The organism is Synergistaceae bacterium (genome assembly GCA_017450125.1).
GTDB lineage: Bacteria > Synergistota > Synergistia > Synergistales > Aminobacteriaceae > JAFUXM01.
Genome location: JAFSWZ010000019.1, coordinates 1 through 19711, shown reverse-complemented (window position 1 = coordinate 19711; position 19711 = coordinate 1). Strand labels below are relative to the sequence as shown.

14 protein-coding genes and 1 tRNA gene are annotated in these 19711 nt (G+C 54.0%); 6 read left to right on the top strand and 9 right to left on the bottom strand.

Translation table 11 applies throughout. The features are described from left to right. Positions 1–13: 13 nt before the first annotated feature. From IJT02_04170 to IJT02_04150, 5 genes are read right to left on the bottom strand one after another with little or no spacing between them, the layout of a single operon-like run. Complete coding sequence (locus tag IJT02_04170; protein MBQ7544120.1) at positions 14–814, bottom strand: MBL fold metallo-hydrolase; 801 nt, start codon at positions 812–814, stop codon at positions 14–16. 4 nt (positions 815–818) lie between these two features. After that, positions 819–3731, bottom strand: a complete 2913-nt coding sequence (locus IJT02_04165) for an N-6 DNA methylase (GenBank protein MBQ7544119.1) — start codon at positions 3729–3731, stop codon at positions 819–821. 39 nt (positions 3732–3770) lie between these two features. Continuing rightward, entirely contained in the window at positions 3771–4388 is a 618-nt protein-coding gene (locus IJT02_04160) for a YigZ family protein (GenBank protein ID MBQ7544118.1), read from the bottom strand. Further along, positions 4366–4851 (bottom strand): HIT domain-containing protein, encoded by a 486-nt coding sequence (locus tag IJT02_04155; protein MBQ7544117.1) that lies wholly within the window; start codon positions 4849–4851, stop codon positions 4366–4368. The genes IJT02_04160 and IJT02_04155 overlap by 23 nt, the downstream gene beginning before the upstream one ends. Positions 4852–4894: 43 nt before the next feature. Continuing rightward, positions 4895–5425, bottom strand: coding sequence for an epoxyqueuosine reductase QueH (locus tag IJT02_04150; protein MBQ7544116.1), 531 nt, complete (start codon positions 5423–5425; stop codon positions 4895–4897). A gap of 35 nt (positions 5426–5460) precedes the next feature. Between IJT02_04150 and IJT02_04145 the strand changes: the two genes are divergently transcribed. Then, positions 5461–6405: a GDP-L-fucose synthase gene (locus IJT02_04145; protein MBQ7544115.1), complete on the top strand. Its 945-nt coding sequence runs from the start codon at positions 5461–5463 to the stop codon at positions 6403–6405. Here IJT02_04145 and rlmN read toward each other — a convergent pair. Beyond that, complete coding sequence (gene rlmN / locus IJT02_04140; protein MBQ7544114.1) at positions 6350–7399, bottom strand: 23S rRNA (adenine(2503)-C(2))-methyltransferase RlmN; 1050 nt, start codon at positions 7397–7399, stop codon at positions 6350–6352. The genes IJT02_04145 and rlmN overlap by 56 nt on opposite strands. A 75-nt stretch (positions 7400–7474) precedes the next feature. Between rlmN and ftsH the strand changes: the two genes are divergently transcribed. The 4 genes from ftsH (at position 7475) to IJT02_04120 (ending at position 11875) form a co-directional block, all read left to right on the top strand. After that, positions 7475–9376 carry an ATP-dependent zinc metalloprotease FtsH gene (ftsH, locus tag IJT02_04135; GenBank protein ID MBQ7544113.1) on the top strand — a complete coding sequence of 634 codons (1902 nt, stop codon included), beginning with the start codon at positions 7475–7477 and terminating at the stop codon, positions 9374–9376. A gap of 38 nt (positions 9377–9414) precedes the next feature. Further along, positions 9415–9488: transfer RNA gene (locus IJT02_04130), tRNA-Gln, on the top strand. 26 nt (positions 9489–9514) lie between these two features. After that, positions 9515–10888 (top strand): bifunctional UDP-N-acetylglucosamine diphosphorylase/glucosamine-1-phosphate N-acetyltransferase GlmU, encoded by a 1374-nt coding sequence (glmU, locus tag IJT02_04125; GenBank protein ID MBQ7544112.1) that lies wholly within the window; start codon positions 9515–9517, stop codon positions 10886–10888. An 18-nt stretch (positions 10889–10906) separates the two neighbouring features. Further along, positions 10907–11875: a ribose-phosphate pyrophosphokinase gene (locus IJT02_04120; GenBank protein MBQ7544111.1), complete on the top strand. Its 969-nt coding sequence runs from the start codon at positions 10907–10909 to the stop codon at positions 11873–11875. A 41-nt stretch (positions 11876–11916) separates the two neighbouring features. On the opposite strand, the gene IJT02_04115 is transcribed toward IJT02_04120, so the two are convergent. From IJT02_04115 to IJT02_04105, 3 genes are all read right to left on the bottom strand, one after another. After that, positions 11917–13920: a TRAP transporter fused permease subunit gene (locus IJT02_04115; GenBank protein MBQ7544110.1), complete on the bottom strand. Its 2004-nt coding sequence runs from the start codon at positions 13918–13920 to the stop codon at positions 11917–11919. Positions 13921–14009: 89 nt separating this feature from the next. Then, a complete protein-coding gene (locus tag IJT02_04110) occupies positions 14010–14984 on the bottom strand; it encodes a TAXI family TRAP transporter solute-binding subunit (GenBank protein ID MBQ7544109.1) in 975 nt (324 codons plus the stop codon). A gap of 48 nt (positions 14985–15032) precedes the next feature. Next, positions 15033–17246 (bottom strand): mechanosensitive ion channel, encoded by a 2214-nt coding sequence (locus IJT02_04105; protein ID MBQ7544108.1) that lies wholly within the window; start codon positions 17244–17246, stop codon positions 15033–15035. 83 nt (positions 17247–17329) lie between these two features. Here IJT02_04105 and IJT02_04100 point away from each other — a divergent pair, with 83 nt between their 5' ends. Continuing rightward, positions 17330–19573 carry a flavocytochrome c gene (locus tag IJT02_04100; GenBank protein MBQ7544107.1) on the top strand — a complete coding sequence of 748 codons (2244 nt, stop codon included), beginning with the start codon at positions 17330–17332 and terminating at the stop codon, positions 19571–19573. The last annotated feature ends 138 nt before the right edge of the window (positions 19574–19711 follow it).

Sequence of the window (19711 nt, the reverse complement as noted above, 5' to 3'; positions counted from 1 at the left end):
GCAAAATCAACCCTCACAAAAGCGCGAGACTCTCCAAATCATCAGGAACATATACATTCCCGCAGAAGTATTGCCGTGCTTCGGAGGTGTAACGTTCCTTCCTGTGCGCGAGGTCTGAGTCTTCAGTGTGGTAGAGCAGGAGATTCTTCACGCCCAGCCTCTGCGCGAGTGAAGCGGCATCTTTGACGGTGGAATGATGTTTCTCGTAGGGCTTAAAGGTTTCGGCCTCAGAGTACAGGCAGAAGGCCTCGTGAAGAACCCACTCCGCACCTTCCGCGTAATGTTCCGTCTCTCTGTGGCAGGGTTCATCGCCGTAGCAGATCAGCACCTTTCCGCCGTAAAGCATCCTGAAGCCGTATTGCTTTGTACGGGCTGAATGTATGTCGAAGAACGTGAACTCCTGGCCGATCAGCCGGAGAGTCTGTGCGTCGCTGACTGTGTGAAGGTGAATGCGTTTTCCGACAAACGCCGATTGATACGGAAGCAATAATTTTTGCGAGAGGTCATGAAGGAGGGGGATAACTTCATCATGAGAGTAGATTTGAAGCTCGCTGTCATACGTTCCCTTGTTCATGAGCTGTGCTGTTATGCGTATGAGCCAGACAACGCCGAGAAGGTGATCTATATGCTGGTGGGTGATAAACACGCTGTGAATGTCCTGCAGGGTGAAGCCTGCGTGCTTGAGCTGGTGAAGCAGCCCATTCCCGCCTCCTGCATCAACGAGGAGATTTCCGGCCTCGCTGCTGAGGATGAAGCAGGTGTTGAAGCATTCCGTAACCAGCGCATTCCCTGTTCCGAGCATCGTGATATTCATGATGTTATTGTTCCCAGGGGTCATTGATGCGTGATTGTATCTTGCGGGAGAAAATCTCTATGAGCTGTCTTGACGGCTCTATGAGGGACTGCTCGTGTTTGATCTCAGCGAGTATCCTTTGCTGTTCTTCCAGCGGCGGAATGTTTACAGTAATGGTTGCAAAATTAGACTTTGATACCTCTTTGAACGTTGCTCCTGAAGCTAAATCATTCATCTCATCAGCTTTCGCCCGCAGCAGCAGAGCCAGAAACTCCGGCATAATAATGCTTGTGTCCTTGATGATGACATTCTTGAAGCCCTGATTTGTCGCCAACGGTACGCGGGCAATGCCTACTCGTCCAATCGTAGCTCTTGTTGAGACGCAAACGGCACCAACAGGCAATAATTTCGCACTGGATTTATCCAGGCCTTTTTGTGTGATTGTTCTCTCAGAGCTTTTTATCTCCGTAACGTAATCTTCTGGCGGCAGGTCAGCGAGCGTTATCCAGTTGATTCCGCCGTTCCAATACTGAGGCTCCGTGCTGCTTGGGGTTCCGCCGGATTGTATGTCGAACAATTCTGTTGAGCCTAATGCTGCAATCCTTCCTTCGTAAGGCGGAAGATGGGGGACATATGATGCTATGACTTTCTTTGCGCCGGAGATTATATTTTGGTAGCCTTCAAGCTCTGCAATAATGCTTCTCTGAACTTCAAGGGGAGGTACAGGAATGCGGTATTGCTTCACATAGTCAAGAGTCAGCATCTGTTGTCCTGCTGTACCTATCATGTAATTTTTCCCGCTGTCTATAAATTCGTGGGTATTAATGTGATAGAAAATCCACTCAGGATAAACAATTTCACTATTCGCACGCATAATAAGGAGTTGCGCAGACCCAAAGCCTATTCCGTTCTTGAGATTGCGGGCTACTCCTGCTTTACCATTCTCAAAGCAAGGTGTTATTCTGGCTAGAAGAACATCTCCATCCCTAAAATAAGAATACCCTTTAATAACATCTTCGAGCCTACGTTCTTCTCTTGCCTCAAACGAAGCATTAAAAGTGTTGATGTCAGACATCGGCACAAACGAAACTGCAGTATCACCGGCAAGATGCCTCACTTCATCTTTTGACGGACTGAATAATGCAATTTCCGCTAAGGCTTTGCATTCTCCTGAGGCACAGCGTCCTGAATGTACAGCCTTTTGCTGCCTGTACATCCTGCCTACAAGCACAAATCCATTCTCCCGCACCCTGTCGAACGGAATCACCTCAAACCCTGCCCGAATCATATCCTCTCGCTGCTCGTCATCAAGTCTGCGGTACTCCTCATATCTTGTTAAGTCGCCGGGCTCATCAAGTTTCCTGCGCTGGTTGTTCAGCGTATAGCCGTCGCTCTTCACATCAAAGTACCAGAAATATTTTCGTCCGCTGAATGCTCCATGCCCCTGATTCACCTTTTCTGCATAAATGATGTCGGTCTTCACTCCTGTGTACGGCAAAAACACTCCTTGAGGCAGAGAAATTACGCTCCGCAATTCGCATCTCTCCAGAAGATACTCCCGAACTCTCGCCAAATCTTTGCGGAACAGAAATCCCTCAGGTACTACAATAGCCATCCTCCCATCAGGAGAAGCAGCGTTTACGGCTCTTATGCAGTGCTGAACACATATGCTGTCCCCGTTGTTGCCCGGAAGTTCGTACAGAGCACCGTGCTTTGTCGTCTGCGAATACGGCATGTTCGTAATCACAACGTCATATTCCCCGTCAACAGGGTCTGCGAGGCTGTCCTTCATGTGAATGTTGCTGTGCCCGTCCCCTGCAAGAATCATGTTCATCTTGGTGATGCGCGCTGTATTGGTTATCTCGTTGCCGTATATTGTGCTCCCCCTCAAAAGTGCAAGGTTTGACTCCGTCCTAGCCATGTTGTTATAGATATGCCGGAACGCCTCAATCAAGAAGCCTCCTGTTCCGCAGAACGGGTCATAAACTTTCTCGCCTATGCGCGGATTGACAAGCCTGACCATAGTCCTCACGATGTGGCGGGGCGTGAAATACTCGCCTAAATCATTCTGCGTTGATGTCGTAGACCTGAGGAAGTACTCAAATGCATCGCCCTTCACATCGCTGTCAACATCTGTAAGCGTAAGAGAATCCAGCTTGTCCATAATGTCATCAAGTATGCTGACATCTCTTATCTGCAGCGGAGTGAATATATCCGTCCTGTAAAGTGCATTCAGCCTCTCGTACACAGTCCTGTTAATGTAGTCTATTCTGGCTGAAGACGGAACATCCTTTACTGCCTCCCAGCTGCAGGCAGGATCAAAAGTTGAAGCAACGCCTCTCTCCAGCTTGGCCTGTTCGTTCTCATCAATCAGCTTCAGGAAAAGTATATTCGCAAATTCCCCGAAACGTTCAATGCCTGCCCTCAAGCCTTCAGCGCGCAGTATGTTATTGGCTTCGTCAAATACCTTTATGAGTTCCTTGCGGCTGTACTGGACTTTGGGGCTTACTGTGTTGACCTCGTGCGTGTTCAGATAACGCAGAGCCAGAGCCTCGCGGATAAGTTCATGAATTTCCTCACCGTTCAGGATAGGGGGGCGGTTCGCGAATGTGTGGAATGATTTGCAGAATACGCCGTCAGTAGCGAAAACCAACGGAACTTCTAGGATGCGGGCATAAGCTATTCCTTGTTCGAGCGCGCTGTCAAGGCGTGAACCTCTGCGCTTGGCCTCAATTATGATTAGAGGTCTGTTAATCGTCTTTGAGTACAAGACATAATCGGGACGTTTCCCCTCCAGTTTTCTGCGTTCCTGTACAGTTCGGGGGGATTCAGGATATATATTCTTCTGTCTGCCGCCAGCTTTCCAGCCAAGATTCTCAAGGCTTCGGTCAATGAGCATTCTTGTATCCGCTTCTAACGGTAAGACAATATCGCTCATAACGACCCTCCTGAATTTATGTTATTGTTTTAGCCGGAATCATCTGCGTATTATAACCCATTCTGCAATAACTTTCCGTGCCCTAAGCTCCTCGAGCTCTCGAGCAACCCTCTCATATTCGCTCACCGGCACATCAGCTTTCACGCTGACCCCTTCGCCGTAATCCCACACCAAGCCCGACGCTCCAGCACCTTCAAGCAGCCGCGTAACAGTCCCGACAGCCTCATAGCCCATCGACACACCGAGCTTCTTTGTTACGACGCGTTCCACACTTCCGGCGAGAGCAAGTGCCTTCTCCGCAATCCCGCCGTATTCGTCGATAAGCCCCCTAACTCCGAGCTTCACCCCGCCGTAGTACCTCGTTACGACAACGGCAGCATTAACGACTCCTGCGTGCTTAATTGCGTTGAGGATGGGCTTGCCTGCTGTGCCTGAAGGTTCGCCGTCGTCGGAAGAATATTCCGTCCCGTCAGCGAGAACGAACGCCCGGCAGTTGTGCGTCGCGTCCCTGTGCTCTGAGGAGACAGCGGCGATGAAGGCTCGTGCCTCTTCCTCGTCGTGGCACACTGAGACGTTCGCGATGAACTCCGAGCGTTTGACCTTCTCCGTGAAGGTTACGGGTTTTGCGGGCTCACTATAGGCTGTCGTTCCAGGCATCCTTTATCTTGCGCCAGGAGTTGGCGATTGCATCGGAGAGCACGCGCGTTTCAGAGAGAACCGGCATGAAGTTATTGTCGCCGTTCCAGCGCGGGACTATGTGCCGGTGAAGATGCCCTGCTACTCCTGCTCCGGCGGTCTGGCCTAAGTTGATGCCCATGTTGAAGCCGTCAGGACGCATAACTTTCTTGAGGACGGTGATGGCTTTCGAGGTGAGGCTGTGGAGCTCTAGGGCTTCTTCGTCGGTAAGGGATTCGTAGATGTTCGTGTGCCGGAAAGGTATCACCATCATGTGCCCGGGATTGTAGGGGTAAAGGTTCATGATGACGAAGCACGTTTTGCCCCTGTGAACAATGAAATGTTCGTCGTCCTTGTGCTCTGCCGGAAAATCGCAGAAGATGCACCCGTCATGTTTCGGGGCTTCGATGTAGGACATTCGCCACGTGGCATAAAGCTGCTGCATAAACTATTCCTCCTGATTTGTTGGTGTATGCAGGAATTATAGCCTATATGCTGAACGTGCACCCGCAATAATTCTGCCGGTACAGCCCGAGCTCGCGTGATGCCCTGACACTGCGGAGGAAACCGTCCTTCTTCCGCCATATACGATTTTCCCACTGAAGCCCGTGTGATGCGGCTATGTCTTGGCCGAGCGTGTTGATTAGGGAGGCGTTCTTGTGGGGGCTGATGGTGAGGGTCGTGCACAGGTACTCGCAGCCCAGCTTCACCGCCTCACGCGCAGAAGCCTCGAGCTGAATCGTGAAGCACCGTTCGCATCTCTTGCCGCCTTCGGGTTCTGCCTCAAGGCCTCTGACACCGTCAAGCCACTCTTCAGGCTCGTAGCACCCTAACACGCAGTTAATCCCGCAGTGCTGTGCGAGGATGTTCACAGCCTCGAGCCGTCTGATGTACTCTTCCTGCGGGTGAATGTTGCTGCCGTAGAAGAAGCCCGTAACGTTCCAGCCTTCAGCCAGAAGGTCAGGAACAGGAACAGAGCCGTCGGGTGCACAGCAAATGTGTAAGAGAATTGATTTCATGGGATAATTATACGTCATTAAGGAGAAGCGATAACATGAACAAGGAAGCGAAAATCTACGTAGCCGGACATCGAGGAATGGTCGGCTCAGCAATCGTTAGGGAGCTCAACCGTCAAGGCTACACGAACATAATTACGCGTATGCACAGTGAGTTAGACCTTACGCGACAGAGTGAAGTTGAGGAGTTCTTTGCACGCGAGAAGCCGGAGTACGTGTTTGTGGCGGCGGCTAAAGTCGGAGGGATAGGCGCGAACTCTGCGGCACTTGCGGACTTCATGTACCTTAACATGATGATAGAGATGAATATCATTCACTCAGCCTTCGCGAACAACTGTAAGAAGCTGGAGTTTCTGGGCTCGTCGTGCATTTACCCGCGAATGTGCCCCCAGCCCATCAAGGAAGAGTACCTGCTCTCTGGTTACCTCGAGAAGACGAATGAGGCCTATGCTATCGCGAAGATTTCCGGCCTGAAGTACTGCGAGTTCCTCAACACACAGTACGGCACGGACTACATTTCTGTGATGCCGTGCAACCTTTACGGCCCGAACGATAACTACCACCCCGAACACTCGCACGTTCTGCCCGCGCTGATTCGGAGATTCCACGAAGCGAAAATTTCCGGCGCGTCGTCGGTAATCTGCTGGGGAGACGGAAGCCCCCTGCGTGAGTTCCTGTACGTCGACGACCTCGCTGAACTGTGCGTGTTCCTGATGAACAGCTACTCAGGGAACGAGACCGTCAATGCAGGAAGCGGCAGGGAGATTACGATAAAGGCTCTCACTGAGCTTGTGGCTGAGGCTGTGGGTTACACGGGAGCGGTTGAGTGGGACACCAGCAAGCCCAACGGGACACCGCGCAAGGTCATGGACACGAGCAAGGCGCAGGCTATGGGCTGGCATCCCAAGACAGACCTCCGCGACGGCATCAGGATGGCGTACGAAGATTACCTGACGCGGCAAGCTGACCGCACGCGGCCATAATATCACCGCCCCTCTCCTTGCGAAGCTCAAACTCTATCTTAAGCTCGGAGAGTGCCGCACAGAACGCCTTTACCCTTGAAGCATCCGACCGTGCAAGCTCCGGCCTCGAGGGTATCGGGTTGAACGGTATCAGGTTGATGTACGGAGCAAGGCCGTCAAGCAGTGCCGCCATCTCGTAAGCGTGTTCCGGCTCGTCGTTCACGTGATCGATTAACGCGTACTCGAAGGTTATGCGTTCACCTGTGCGCTCGTGGTATCTCCTGAGTGCGGCGGTCAGCTTCTGCAGAGGATACTGCTTGTTGATGGGCATCAGCTTTGAGCGCAGCGCGTCATTTGGCGCGTGAAGGGACACTGAGAGACGTAACGGTATCTCGAAGTCGGCCAAGTCCTCGATTCCCGGAACAACCCCTGAGGTAGAGATGGTGATGTGCCGTGCACCGAGATTGCGCATGTCTTTGTCATTCAGCGAACGTACAGCAGAGAACACCGCCGCTTCATTCAGCAGAGGTTCTCCCATTCCCATGAAGACAATGTTGTTGATGTCAGAGCCGTTCATCTTCTCCATCACAAGGAACTGCCCGAGAATCTCGCCGCGCGTCAAGTTCCTCGTGAAACCGTTAGCTCCCGTCTCGCAGAACGTACAGCCCAGCGGACACCCGGCCTGGCTCGAGATGCAGGCTGTCTTGTGCCCGCCGTGATTCAGGAGTACGCTCTCTATGCGTGAGCCGTCCGCCAGCTGCCACAGGAATTTCTTTGTGCCGTCCCGCGAAGTCTGCTGTCGTATCAAGATGGGAAGAGTCATCAGAACGTTCTCGGTGAGCTTTTGGCGCAGGGGCTTGGAGAGGTTGCTCATGTCGTGGTAACCGAACACCTTTTTTGCGTATATCCACTGGCACACCTGCCCTGCCCGGAACTTAGGCTCTCCCCATGAAGCAAAGAGTATCTGCCAGTCATTCAGCGGGAGTTCAAGCGCGTCATAGTAATTGTCATTCATCTAAGGTTTCCCCCTCTGTTATAATGCTTGCTATCTCATGAAATTATATCTTACCCGTTGGAGGGATTATCTATCTTGAACAAGATCGTGAAGAATCTCGGGCTCTATCTTGTGCTCGTTCTTGTTGTGGTGTCTATGGTCAACATGTTCCTAGCACCAGAAGAAGTCCAGAAACAGTACGACGAAATCAGCTACACGCAGTTCGTCTCAGACCTCGAAGCCGGGAACATCCGCATACTGCAGATACGCAACAACACCATTCCCGGCGAATCCAGTTCTGCGACGTTGCAGGGCGAGACCGTCAGCGGCCAGCGTTTCCTGACCTACGGCATCGACGTGTCCGGCATTGCGGAAAAAGCTGTCGCCAAAGGCATCACCGTAACCTTCGAGGCTCCACAGAAGAACACGTGGCTGACATCGCTAATGACCTCGCTGTTCCCGACGCTGCTGCTCATCGGCGTGTGGATATACTTCCTCTATAACATGCAGGGCGGCGGCGGAAGGATAATGTCTTTCGGCAAGAGCAAAGCAAAACTCTTTCTCGACAACAAACCTAAAGTTACGTTCGCGGATGTTGCGGGGTGCGATGAGTCGAAAGAGGAACTGCAGGAGGTTATACACTTCCTGAAAGACCCTGAGAAGTTCCGCAAGCTCGGTGCGCGTGTCCCTAAGGGAGTCCTCCTCGTCGGCCCTCCCGGCACGGGCAAAACTCTTCTTGCGCGCGCGGCGGCCGGTGAAGCTGATGTTCCGTTCTTCAGCGCGTCGGGCTCAGACTTCGTTGAAATGTTCGTAGGTGTTGGTGCGGCGAGAGTACGAGACCTCTTCGAGCAGGCCAAGAAGTACCAGCCGTGCATAATCTTCATCGACGAGATGGACGCAGTCGGACGGCACAGAGGAGCGGGACTCGGCGGCGGGCATGACGAACGCGAGCAGACACTTAACCAGCTTCTTGTTGAGCTTGACGGCTTCGACGACACCAGCAGCACGATACTCATTGCGGCGACGAACAGACCCGACATTCTCGACCCCGCACTGCTGAGGCCGGGAAGGTTCGACAGACACATAACCGTTGACCGCCCGGACGTTAAGGGACGCGAAGAGATTCTGAGGGTTCACATGAAGGACAAACAGTTTGCGGATGATGTTGATGTAGGAATTTTAGCGAGGCAGACACCCGGACTCGTCGGCGCAGACCTAGAGAACCTCGTCAATGAAGGCGCGCTCTTGGCCGCACGTCATGGCAAGGACAAAATCGGCATGGAAGACCTCGAGGAAGGCATTGAGCGCGTAATGGCCGGCCCGGAACGCAAGAGCCGTCTCATCAGCGACAAGGAGAAGCGCATAATCGCCTACCACGAGACAGGACACGCGATCGTCGCGAAGGTTCTTCCCGGCTCTGACCCCGTGCACAAAATCTCCATCATCCCCAGAGGACACGCCGCGTTGGGCTACACACTGCAGCTCCCGGAAGAGGACAGGTTCTTGATGTCGAAGTCCGAACTCATGAACAGGATAGCCGTTCTCCTCAGCGGACGCGTGAGCGAAGAGATTGTGTTCAACGACGTAACCAGCGGTGCGGCAAACGACCTCGAACGCGCAACGCAGACAGCCCGCCAGATGGTTACACAGCTGGGAATGAGCGACAGTCTGGGGCTCGTGAAGCTCGGGAACAAGCGCGAAGAGATTTTCTTGGGACGCGACATCTCAGAGGACAGAAACTACAGCGAGGAAGTTGCGTACAAGATTGACCAGGAAGTAAAAGCTATCATCGACGCGTGCTACCAGAAGGCACGTGCAATCCTCACCGAACGCAGGGCACTCATGGACAAGATAGCCGCAACTCTCCTTGAACGCGAAGTGCTGGATGCTGACGATTTCGCCAAGCTGATGGACGATGATGCTCATTCCGATTTGCCGGAACTTCCTGACGCTAGGATAGACATTCTGCCGAACACAGGGCGGGATTTTTTGGCGTGATATAATTAGCGCGTTTTCACGTGGAACAAAATTTCAGTTGGGATGTCGTCCAAGGGCAGGACGCGGGACTTTGGATCCTGTAATGATGGTTCGAATCCATCCATCCCAGCCACATGTTCACTCAGAGGTGATGCAGGTATGAATAGCTTTTGCGTTCTCATTATGGCCGCAGGAAAAGGCACGCGAATGAAGAGCGCAATACCGAAAGTGTTACAGCCCATTCTTGACCGTCCCATTATCGATTACGTCATCAATAATGCTCTCAGAGCCGGAATAGCTCCCGAAGACATCGGTGTGCTTGTAGGTTCAGGGGGAGAGTTAGTCGAAGCACACATCTCACAGAATTTCCCGACAGTAAATGTATTGTGGCAGAAGGAGCAGCTCGGCACAGGCCACGCCGTAAAGTCAGCCCGCCAATGGTGGGGCAGGTATAAGCACATGGTCGTGCTGAACGGTGATGTCCCCCTCCTGAAGCCCGAAAGCCTCAGCGAACTTGCCTCCTGCTGCGAAGAATACGACTGCACGGTGATAACGTTCATTGCGGACTACCACAACGAATACGGCAGGATAATACGCCTGAAGGATTCCGTGAGCATCGTGGAGTACAAGGACGCAACGGAAGAACAGCGCAGGATTCAGGAGGTCAACGCCGGATGCTACGCTTTCAGGGTAGAATCCCTCGACAACGTAATAGACTCCATCACGAACGATAACATTCAGCACGAGTACTACCTTCCTGACGCGCTCGGCCTCATGAACGCACGCGGAATGAACACAGGAGCTTTCACCCTCCCCGAAGAGGAGATGAAGGGCGTGAACACTCAGGCGGAACTTGCGGAAGTTACGAGGGTAATGCGCGAACGTATACTAGCCCGCTGGATGAAGGAAGGCGTGAGGATAGTTGATCCGTCGACGGTGTATATCAGTGCCGACGCGGAACTGTCTCCAGATGTCGCGATAATGCCCAACGTCCAGATTCTCGGGAAGAGCAGAATCGGCGAAGGCTGCTATATCGGTTCAGGCTCAATCCTGAGGAATGCTGTACTTGGCCGGAACGTCGAGGTTGTAGCGTACGCAGTTATTGAGGACAGCGAGCTTCAGGACGACTCGAAGGCCGGGCCTTTCTGCTACATTCGGGATGGCTCATGCTTAGAACCTCACGCGTTTGCAGGGAAGTTCGTCGAGCTCAAGAACTCACGGATAGGCGAGAGGAGCAAAGTCCCTCACCTGTCGTACATGGGAGACGCGACGCTCGGACACGGCGTGAACATCGGAGCGGGAAGCATAACCTGCAACTACGACGGGGAACACAAGCACCCAACGCGCATCGGCAACAACTGTTTTGTCGGCTCTAACACAATGTTCGTAGCACCCGTAGAAATCGAGGACGGTGCAGCTACAGCGGCGGGGTCCGTGATAACCCGGCAAGTCCCTGAAAACGCACTAGGAGTAGGCAGGGCACGGCAGACAAATATTGCGGACTGGTCATCAAGGAAACACCATCAAGCCTAAACCCGAAAGGAAGTAATAATCTTGTCCAGAGGAAACGGCCTCAAGATATTCACAGGCACAGCGCACAGGGAGTTTGCAGACAGAATCAGCAGTGAGCTTAACGTTCCGATTTCGGATGCGAAGCACTACAGGTTTGCCGACGGAGAGATAGGAGTCTCGCTGAACGAGAGCGTGAGGGGTTCTGATGTTTTCATCATCCAGCCTACATGTGCACCGGTCAATGAAAACATTATGCAGCTGCTCATTATGGCGGACTCAATGAGGAGAGCTTCAGCCAGCTACGTGAATGCAGTAATCCCGTACTTCGGGTATGCCCGGCAGGACAGGAAGGCCAAGCCCCGCGAGCCCATCACGGCGAAACTTGTCGCGAACCTTCTGACGCATGGAGGAATTGACAGGGTAATCACGGCAGACCTTCACGCGGGACAGATTCAGGGCTTCTTCGACATTCCTGTTGACCACCTGACTGGAATGAAGCTCCTGGCCGAACATTTCAGGACGGAACTCTACGACCAGCTGTCGAGGGGTGAAGTCGTTGTAGTGTCGCCGGATGTCGGAGGGGTTGCGCGTGCGCGGAAGTTTGCGGTGATGCTGAACACGGACATAGCCATAGTGGACAAGAGGCGCAACTACGAGAAGCAGAATGTCTCTGAGGTGATGGACATTGTCGGGAACATCAAGGGTAGGACGGCGATTCTGGTTGATGACATCATCGACACAGCGGGGACGATCTGCCACGCGGCGGACGGCCTGAAGGAGAGAGGATGCGCGAGGGTGTTTGCGTGTGCGACTCACGCGGTGCTGTCTGATCCGGCGGTGGAGAGGATAGAGGCCTGTGCGATAGAGAAGCTGGTTTTCTCGGACACGATACCGATACCCGAAAGCAAACGTTCTGCGAAGATAATGCAGCTGTCGATAGCTCCGCTGTTTGCTGAGGCGATTCGGCGGGTGCACAACGAAATATCGATAAGCAGTATGAGCGACTAAGGATAAACGAAGCCCCCCGTTGATGAAGCGGGGGGTTGTTCTTACGCAGGATTGTTCTGCTTCCTCTTCATGTACTGCATACTTGCCACAAACCCGACAAGCACCAGCCCCACAATGTCGCTCACTATGCCTGGCACTAACATGCTCAAACCTCCCGCGCAAATCACTATCCTCATCAGGAAGTTCATCGGCCCGTAAAGATACCCGTTCAGCGATGCCGCTACACCGAATATCCCCAGCAGTGCCGTCCCGCAGATTAACGCAATCTCGAGCGCAACAAGAATATTCGTCAGGACAGGCCCGGCGTTCGCAATCTCGATTATCGGCTGAACGTTCTCGAACAGCATCGCAGGCGTGAACGCGAAAATGTACGGCACAATGAACGCACCGATCGCCAGCTTCGTCGCGTTGAAGGCGGTCTTCATCGGCGGAGCTTTGGCGATTGCGCTTCCCGCATAGGCCGCAAGTGCAACAGGCGGTGTTATGTCCGCAACTATCCCGAAGTAGAACACAAAGAAGTGTGCGCAGATCTTCTCGATGCCGATTGCCGGAGCCATCAGAATCGGTGCGCAGGTCGCCGCCATAATGCAATAATTAGCAGTCGTCGGGACTCCCATTCCCAGAACGATACAGCACAGCATCGTGAGGAACAGCGCAATGAACGCGTGCCCTCCCGAGACGTTCACTACCATCGTGATAATCTCGCTGGCGAGTCCCGTTGACGTTATGCACCCGGCAACAAGCCCAGCCATCGCACACGCAACAGCTACCGTGATTGTCCCGCGACCTCCGGCCTCGAGAGCGTCAATCACCTTCTTGAACGTTATCCTGTCGTCGGAGTTGAACAGCCCCACGAAAATTGCGATGCCGATTGCTATTGCCGCCGAGAACTGCATTGTGTACATGTTGGTCGAGACCATGAAGACCAGAACAACGAGCGGAAGCAGAAGGTAGATTTTCGGCAGCAGGCTCAGAATGTGAGGGAGCTCCTCCTTCGGGATTCCCTTCAAGCCCAGCTTCTTGGCCTCGAGGTGAACAGCAATGTATATTCCCGTGAAGTAGAGCACAGCAGGGAGAATCGCTTTCAGCGCAACCTGAGAGTACGGGATGCCCATGTATTCCGCCATCAGGAACGCCGCCGCTCCCATTATCGGAGGCATAATCTGCCCGCCCGTCGATGCCGCCGCCTCTACTGCACCGGCAAACTCCGGCCTGTAACCCGTGCGCTTCATCATAGGGATTGTTACGCTGCCTGTCGTTACGGTGTTCCCGACGGACGAACCGCTGACCATTCCGCACAGTGCAGAAGAGATTACCGCGACTTTCGCTGGCCCTCCGGCGGAAGCTCCGGCTATGGCGTTCGCGAGGTTGATGAAGAACGTTGATATTCCCGTGCGCTCGAGGAATGCACCGAAGATTATGAACACCACAATGTACTTTGCGCAGACCTCTATAGGCGTGCTCCTGAGTCCGTCGCCCGTCGAGTAGAACAGGTCGTAAATCACCTTCCCGAACCTCACCGTCGAGAACGCGTAAACCATCAGTGCACCAACAACACACAGAATCGGAATCCCGACGCACCGCCTGCACAGCTCCATAGCAGACAGTATCGCGAGCACCGCCATAGTTATCATGATTCTGTAGTTGGGGTTGCGGGGGCTCGTTACGCGGAGTGCCAGCCTGATTATGCTCTCGGCATTGTACGCGAAATAGAAGAACGGTATCACTCCCGCGAGCATGATTATCACGTCGTAAATCGGTATGTGGTTCACGCGGTGGTGCGTCTTGCGTATCGGGTAGTGCAGGTAACCCAGAATCAGAATCAGGCCAAGAAACACATTCAGCCTGACTTCCGGCATCGCAGTGCTGAACAGCGTAACGTAAATGCAGTACACCGAGAACAGCGCGGACAACCAGCGCACGATCACTGCCGGAGTGCCGTACCAGTGCCGGACGTTGGATTCGCGGTCGTACTTCTTCATTACCGCGTCAACGTTGGCTTCCATTTGCGCAATATCTTCCTTCGTCAAGTCAGTATCACTCATAAATTATCATTCCTCCTTAAAGCATAAGCGGCCATGAAGTCAATCACAGCCGCCCGCAAATTCCGTTATGTTTGTGTGTCAGGTAACTCTTAGTCGCCGACTATCTTGCCGGATACCTTCATTCCCTTTTCCGCGTAATACTTCACTGCGCCGGGATGGTAGGGGACTGCTGTGTAGCTTGCCGCGAAGTCCAGCTTCAGCTCTGCTCCCTTTGCGTGTGCCGCCGTGATTTCGTCCTTGTTCTCGAACACTCCGTACAGGAAATTATACACGTCAGCTTCAGACACATCATCGCGCGCTATAACTACTGCACCGACCGCTACGGTGATTGCGTCATCTTCAGTGCCGTATGTGTTCTTGGAGATTACGTTCTTGCTGTAGTACGGAGACTCCGCAAGAAGGCTCACTATGTGCTCGTCGTCAAGGCTGACAAGATAGACCTTCTTCGTGGCCGCGAGAGAAGTTACCGCCGTCGTAGGTGCACCCGCAACGATGAACGCCGCGTCAATCTTCCCGTCCTGCAGTGCCTCGACAGAATCACCGAATGACTGATACGTCGGCTTGATGTCCTTCTCAACGTCAAGGCCGTACACCTTCAGCACGTCAACAGCGTTGAAGAACACTCCGCTTCCTGCTGCTCCGATTGATACGTTCTTGCCCTTGAGGTCGGCTACTGTCTTGATTTCAGGGTTGAGGGTTACTATCTGCACCTGCTCCATGTAGAGATTTGCGACAGTCGAGAAGTCAGAGATTTTCTCGTTCTCGAAAAGCCTCGTACCCTTGAAGGCATACGCCCCTACGTCGGACTGCGTGAAGCCCAGCTGTGCGTCGCCGTCAGACATCGCCTCAATGTTCGCCTTCGAGCCGCCAGAAGCAATGACCGTTACCTTCGTGGAAGTCTTCTCGCCGACTTTTCCGGCCAAGACTCCGCCGAACCCGTAGTACGTTCCCTGTGCTCCGCCGGTGGTGAAGACTAACCGTGTCCCTCCAGGCATAGGCTCAGCAAAAGCCGCGAAAGCCGCCGCGAAAACCAGAAGCATCGCAATAAAGATTACCTTCTTCATGAATCTTAACGCCTCCTGAAACTGCTTAGATTGGATGGCGATATTTTATCATGCTCCGGCTGATTCCTTGATGATGTGCACATCCCTCTGAGGATACGGGATGTTTATACCCTCCCGCTTGAACACAGCCGCAATGTGGTGCCGCATGTCGCTCGAGACCTTTGCGCCCGAAGCCTTCCGTAGCTCTATCCAGTAGTATATCTCGAACTCGAGGCCGTCATCACCGAAGTTCTTAAAGATAACGAACGGCGCAGGGTTCTTCAGAACGCTTGAGTGTCCGTTAGCGATGTCCAGCAATAACTGTTCCACCTCGCGGCTGTCAGCATCGTACGACACGCTGACCTTCAGAAGCTCCCTCTTCTTGAGGTCTGAGCCCGTCCAGTTGGTTACGCTGTTTTCCAGAAAATATCTGTTCGGCAGCACAACGTCAAGCCCGTCCCACGTGCGGATTGTCGTTGAGCGCGAGCCGATGTCCTCGACGATGCCCTGAGTGCCCGCAACCTCTACGATGTCGTTGACCTTGAAGGGGCGCGAGAATATCACGATGAAGCCGCTTATCAGGTTGTTGAAGATGTTCTGCATCCCGAAGCCTAATCCAACCGCCATAGCACCGCCCATGAACGCAAATGCCGTCAGCGGAATCTTCACGATGTTCAAGGCAATGAGCGCGAAAGCTACCCACAAGATGTAGAACGTTATGCGCTGGACTGCGTTAGCTGCCGTAACACTGGACTTGAAGCGGTTAATCATCCTGCGCTTCAGCCACTTGCTGCCCCACGACGAGAGGAAGAAGCTCGACAGGAACACTGCCACAGCGATAATCAGCTTGCTCACCGTTACGGAATACCCTTCACCCTGCCACAGCTCGGTGTTCAGGAAGCCCATAACCGTCTCTTTGCTGAACGAGCTCACTTTCTCGGCGAGCCGGAGTGCGCTCAGGTGGTCGTTAGCCTCAGCGTTGAGCCTCTGCTGAAGGAACACTGCCTGCGGAATAAGCGACTCGTACCTGTTGAAGATGTCCGCGATCGTCTTGCGGTAGTTGTCGGCGGCCTGAATCAGGTTCTGCTGAACTGTTCCGCTGATACCTTCTGCCTGAGCCTGCGTCGTGTCGATCTGGCGGAGTATCGTGCTCTCCATAGTGCGCACGCCTTCAAGCTGACGCTGTAGCTCGGCGATTCTTGTCTCCGAGTTCTCGCGTATCTTCCAGATGTCTTCGCCGCTGGCCTGGTCGTGGAAGAGCTTATACCTGTCCCGCCAAGCCTGCTGTTCCTCGCGGACAAGGACGATCTCGTCATCAATCAGCGAGACCATGTGCTCCCAGTAGTTCACGCGCGCACTTCTTGCCGCATAATTTGCGCTGGCGTTGGTGAGGGAGTTCACGTCCCCTGAACCTAACGATGCTCTTGCGCGTATCAGCGAGGAGTTAGCGGAGTCGAGGGCTTTGCGTGCGGAGGACATCTCTTCGGCTAGCGAGGTCAGACGCGCCTGCAGTGCCTCGAGGTTCTCGTCAAGCACAGACTGCGGAAAAGCTATAACCTTCTGCATGTCCTCAAGCCGCCTTCTGAGACGCTGAATTGCCGAGACGTTTGCGTCAAGGGCACGCTTCTGCGCACGAACCTGAAGACGCGAAAGAGCGACATTAACCCTTGCCGCCTCGAGCTCGAGCACGTGAGTACGCGGAAGTTCCAGAGCTTCGCCGCCCTCCTGAGCCTCCTTGAGCCTCTTGCTGAGTAAGGAGGCTTCGGCCAAGTCCAAGCGTAACTTGCTGAGCTTCGACTGTATGTAGAACACCTGAACGTCGAGCCCGCGCGATACCTTCCTGATCTCCTGCCTGAGTGCGTCGCTGTCGTTGATGTCCGGCGAAACGATATTACCCAGATTCTCAACGCCAACATCAGCCGAAGCAGAAGCCTCGCTTCCTCCCGTCAAAGCACTGTAAGCGGCGTAAGCTACGGAGAGTTCCGAGAGTATGCGGGTGTGCGTTTCCCTCTGCTCGGGAGTGTAGCCCCACGCTGACATGTCGTCGGAAGCCTTCGCTGTGAGCTCCGAGAGTTCGGCGATTCGTGCGGCAACGTCGGAACTGCTGAGGCTTATCCCGGCAAGCTCTGCCTCGATGGATTCCCTGAGTTTCCCGATGTCAGAGCTTATCTCGCTCTGTATCCTCGTAACATAGTCCGTCGTGAGATCCTGCGTCTCTGCCCCGAATGACGGCACAACCAGCAACGCAATCACGAAGACTGACAGCATCAATTTTCTGCCCATGAACAAAAATTCCCCCTGTGTGCGAAAAATTTTCTGTCATAATATACGCATTCCACAAAACATTTCAAGGAGGCACTATAAACATGAAGAAGCGTGTATTTGCGCTTGTGTCTGCTGTAGTGATTATTGCCATCATGGTTATAACCCAGCAGAACGCAAAGAGTACCCTTACCGGCACAGGAACCGGCGACGGCTTCGGCGGCAAGGATGCAGTCAGTGTTACGGTGAGCGTCAAGGACGGTAAAATCACCGCAGTAACCGCGCAGGGTCCGAAGGAGACCGACGGAATAGGCTCGAAAGCCATCGAGGCCATGCCCGGCGCAATGGTGGCCGCGAACAGCATCGCAGTTGACGGAGTTACTGGAGCTACGATGACTTCAACGGGACTTCGTCAGGCCGCAGAGAGGGCATTAACCGCCGCAGGCCTCAACCCGGCAGACTTCGGAGGAGGCAAAGCTCAGGCCTCAGCACCAGCCCCCGCACAGCCAGCCCCTGCACAGCCAGCCCCCGAGCCCAAAGCCGAGAAGGCCGCCGACGGGAGCATTACCGGCACAGCAAACGCAGACGGCTTCGGAGGTCCGGGAGCACTCACAATGAGCATCACCCTCAAGGACGGCAAGATTGTTGACGTTAAGGCAGAGGGCCCGAAGGAGACTGACGGCATCGGTTCTGTTGCTGTAGCGAGAATGCCAGGTGACATGGTTGCAGGCAACACCATCAACGTCGAGGGCGTGAGCGGAGCTACCGTAACTTCAACAGGACTCCTCAAGGCCGCAGAAGAAGCTCTCAAGGCCGCTGGCGTGAACCCTGAGGACTACAAGAAGGCTTCGGCGGTTGTCGCAGAGGACAAGACGTATGACGCTGACGTTGCGGTCATCGGAGCAGGCGGAGCAGGAATGATCGCGGCAATCGTTGCGGCAGACGCGGGCAAGAAGGTCGTCCTCATCGAGAAGCAGGCAATGACCGGCGGAAACTCTGTGCGTGCTTCGGGCGGAATGAACGCGGCGGATACTCCCGAGCAGGACAAAAACAAGTTCAACGAGGAAGCCGGAGTCGAGAAGACCTTAAAGACGGCCGCCGAGAAGTGGGCAGGCAACGCGACAGTTACTGCGCTTGCTGAGGCAGTGAAAGCGAAGTGGGAAGCCTACAAGGCCAAGCCGGAAGGATACTTCGACTGCGTGGAGCTCATGCAGTTAGACACGATTATAGGCGGGCACGGCATCAATGACCCTGAGCTCGTCGAAACCCTCGTGAAGGGAACAGCACCGGCTATAGCGTGGCTGAAGACTATCGGCATTGACCTCACGTCGGTAGGAGCTGCGGGCGGAGCTTCGGTGAAGCGCATTCACCGTCCTCTGAACGAACAGGGCAAGGTTGTATCCGTCGGAGGCTACGTTGTCCCGAGACTCGAGAAGGCCGTAAGAGCGAGAAACAACATCACGCTTCTCACCGAGACTACGGCAACATCAATCACGACGAAGGACGGCAAGATTTCCGGCGTTGAGGCGACGAGCAGGGGCGCGAAGATAACCGTGAACGCTAAGGCAGTAGTCCTCGCGACGGGAGGCTTCGGAGCGAACCTGAAGATGGTTGCCCGCCTTAACCCAGCGCTTGAAGGCTTCATGACCACCAACGCACCCGGCATTAACGGCGACGGCATAACGATGGCTCAGGAGCTCGGTGCGGCGACTGTCGACATGAAGCAGATTCAGATTCACCCGACAGTGCAGTACGACTCCTCGAACCTCATCACCGAAGGACTGCGCGGCGACGGAGCTATCCTCGTGAACACTGAGGGTAAACGCTTCATCGACGAAGTTCTGACGCGCGACGTTGTGTCGAAGGCGGAGATAGACCAGCCCAACTCGTTTGCGTGGCTCGTGATTGACCAGAAGATGGTTGATGACTCGCTGCTTATTCAGGGCTACATCTCGAAGGGCTACACGTTCAAGGGCGACACGTACGAGGACTTGGCCAAGACGCTGGGGATTCCTGCAGACGTTTTCGCCAAGACAATGAACGACTGGAACGGTTACGTGAAGGCGCGCAAAGACCCTGACTTCGGACGTACGAGCTTCATCGAGCCGCTCGATAAGGCACCGTTCTACGCGATCAAGGTTACGCCCGGAATCCACCACACGATGGGCGGACTGAAGATCGACGGGCGCACGAGAGTCCTCAAGGCTGACGGGACGGTCATTCCGGGACTGTTTGCGGCTGGAGAAGTTACGGGCGGAGTTCATGGCGGGAACAGGCTCGGCGGAACGGCAGTGAGTGATTTCGTGGTGTACGGAAGAATCGCGGGACAGGAAGCAGCGAACTTCTAAAGAGAGATTCACACTTGGCCGGGTGTTCCCAAAGGCGGGATGCCCGGCTATAATATCGGGAGTATTTTCCCCGCTTGCGAGGAGGTTGACAACTTGAGAACAAAGCGTATAATTGCTTGCTTGCTTGCTTGCTTGCTT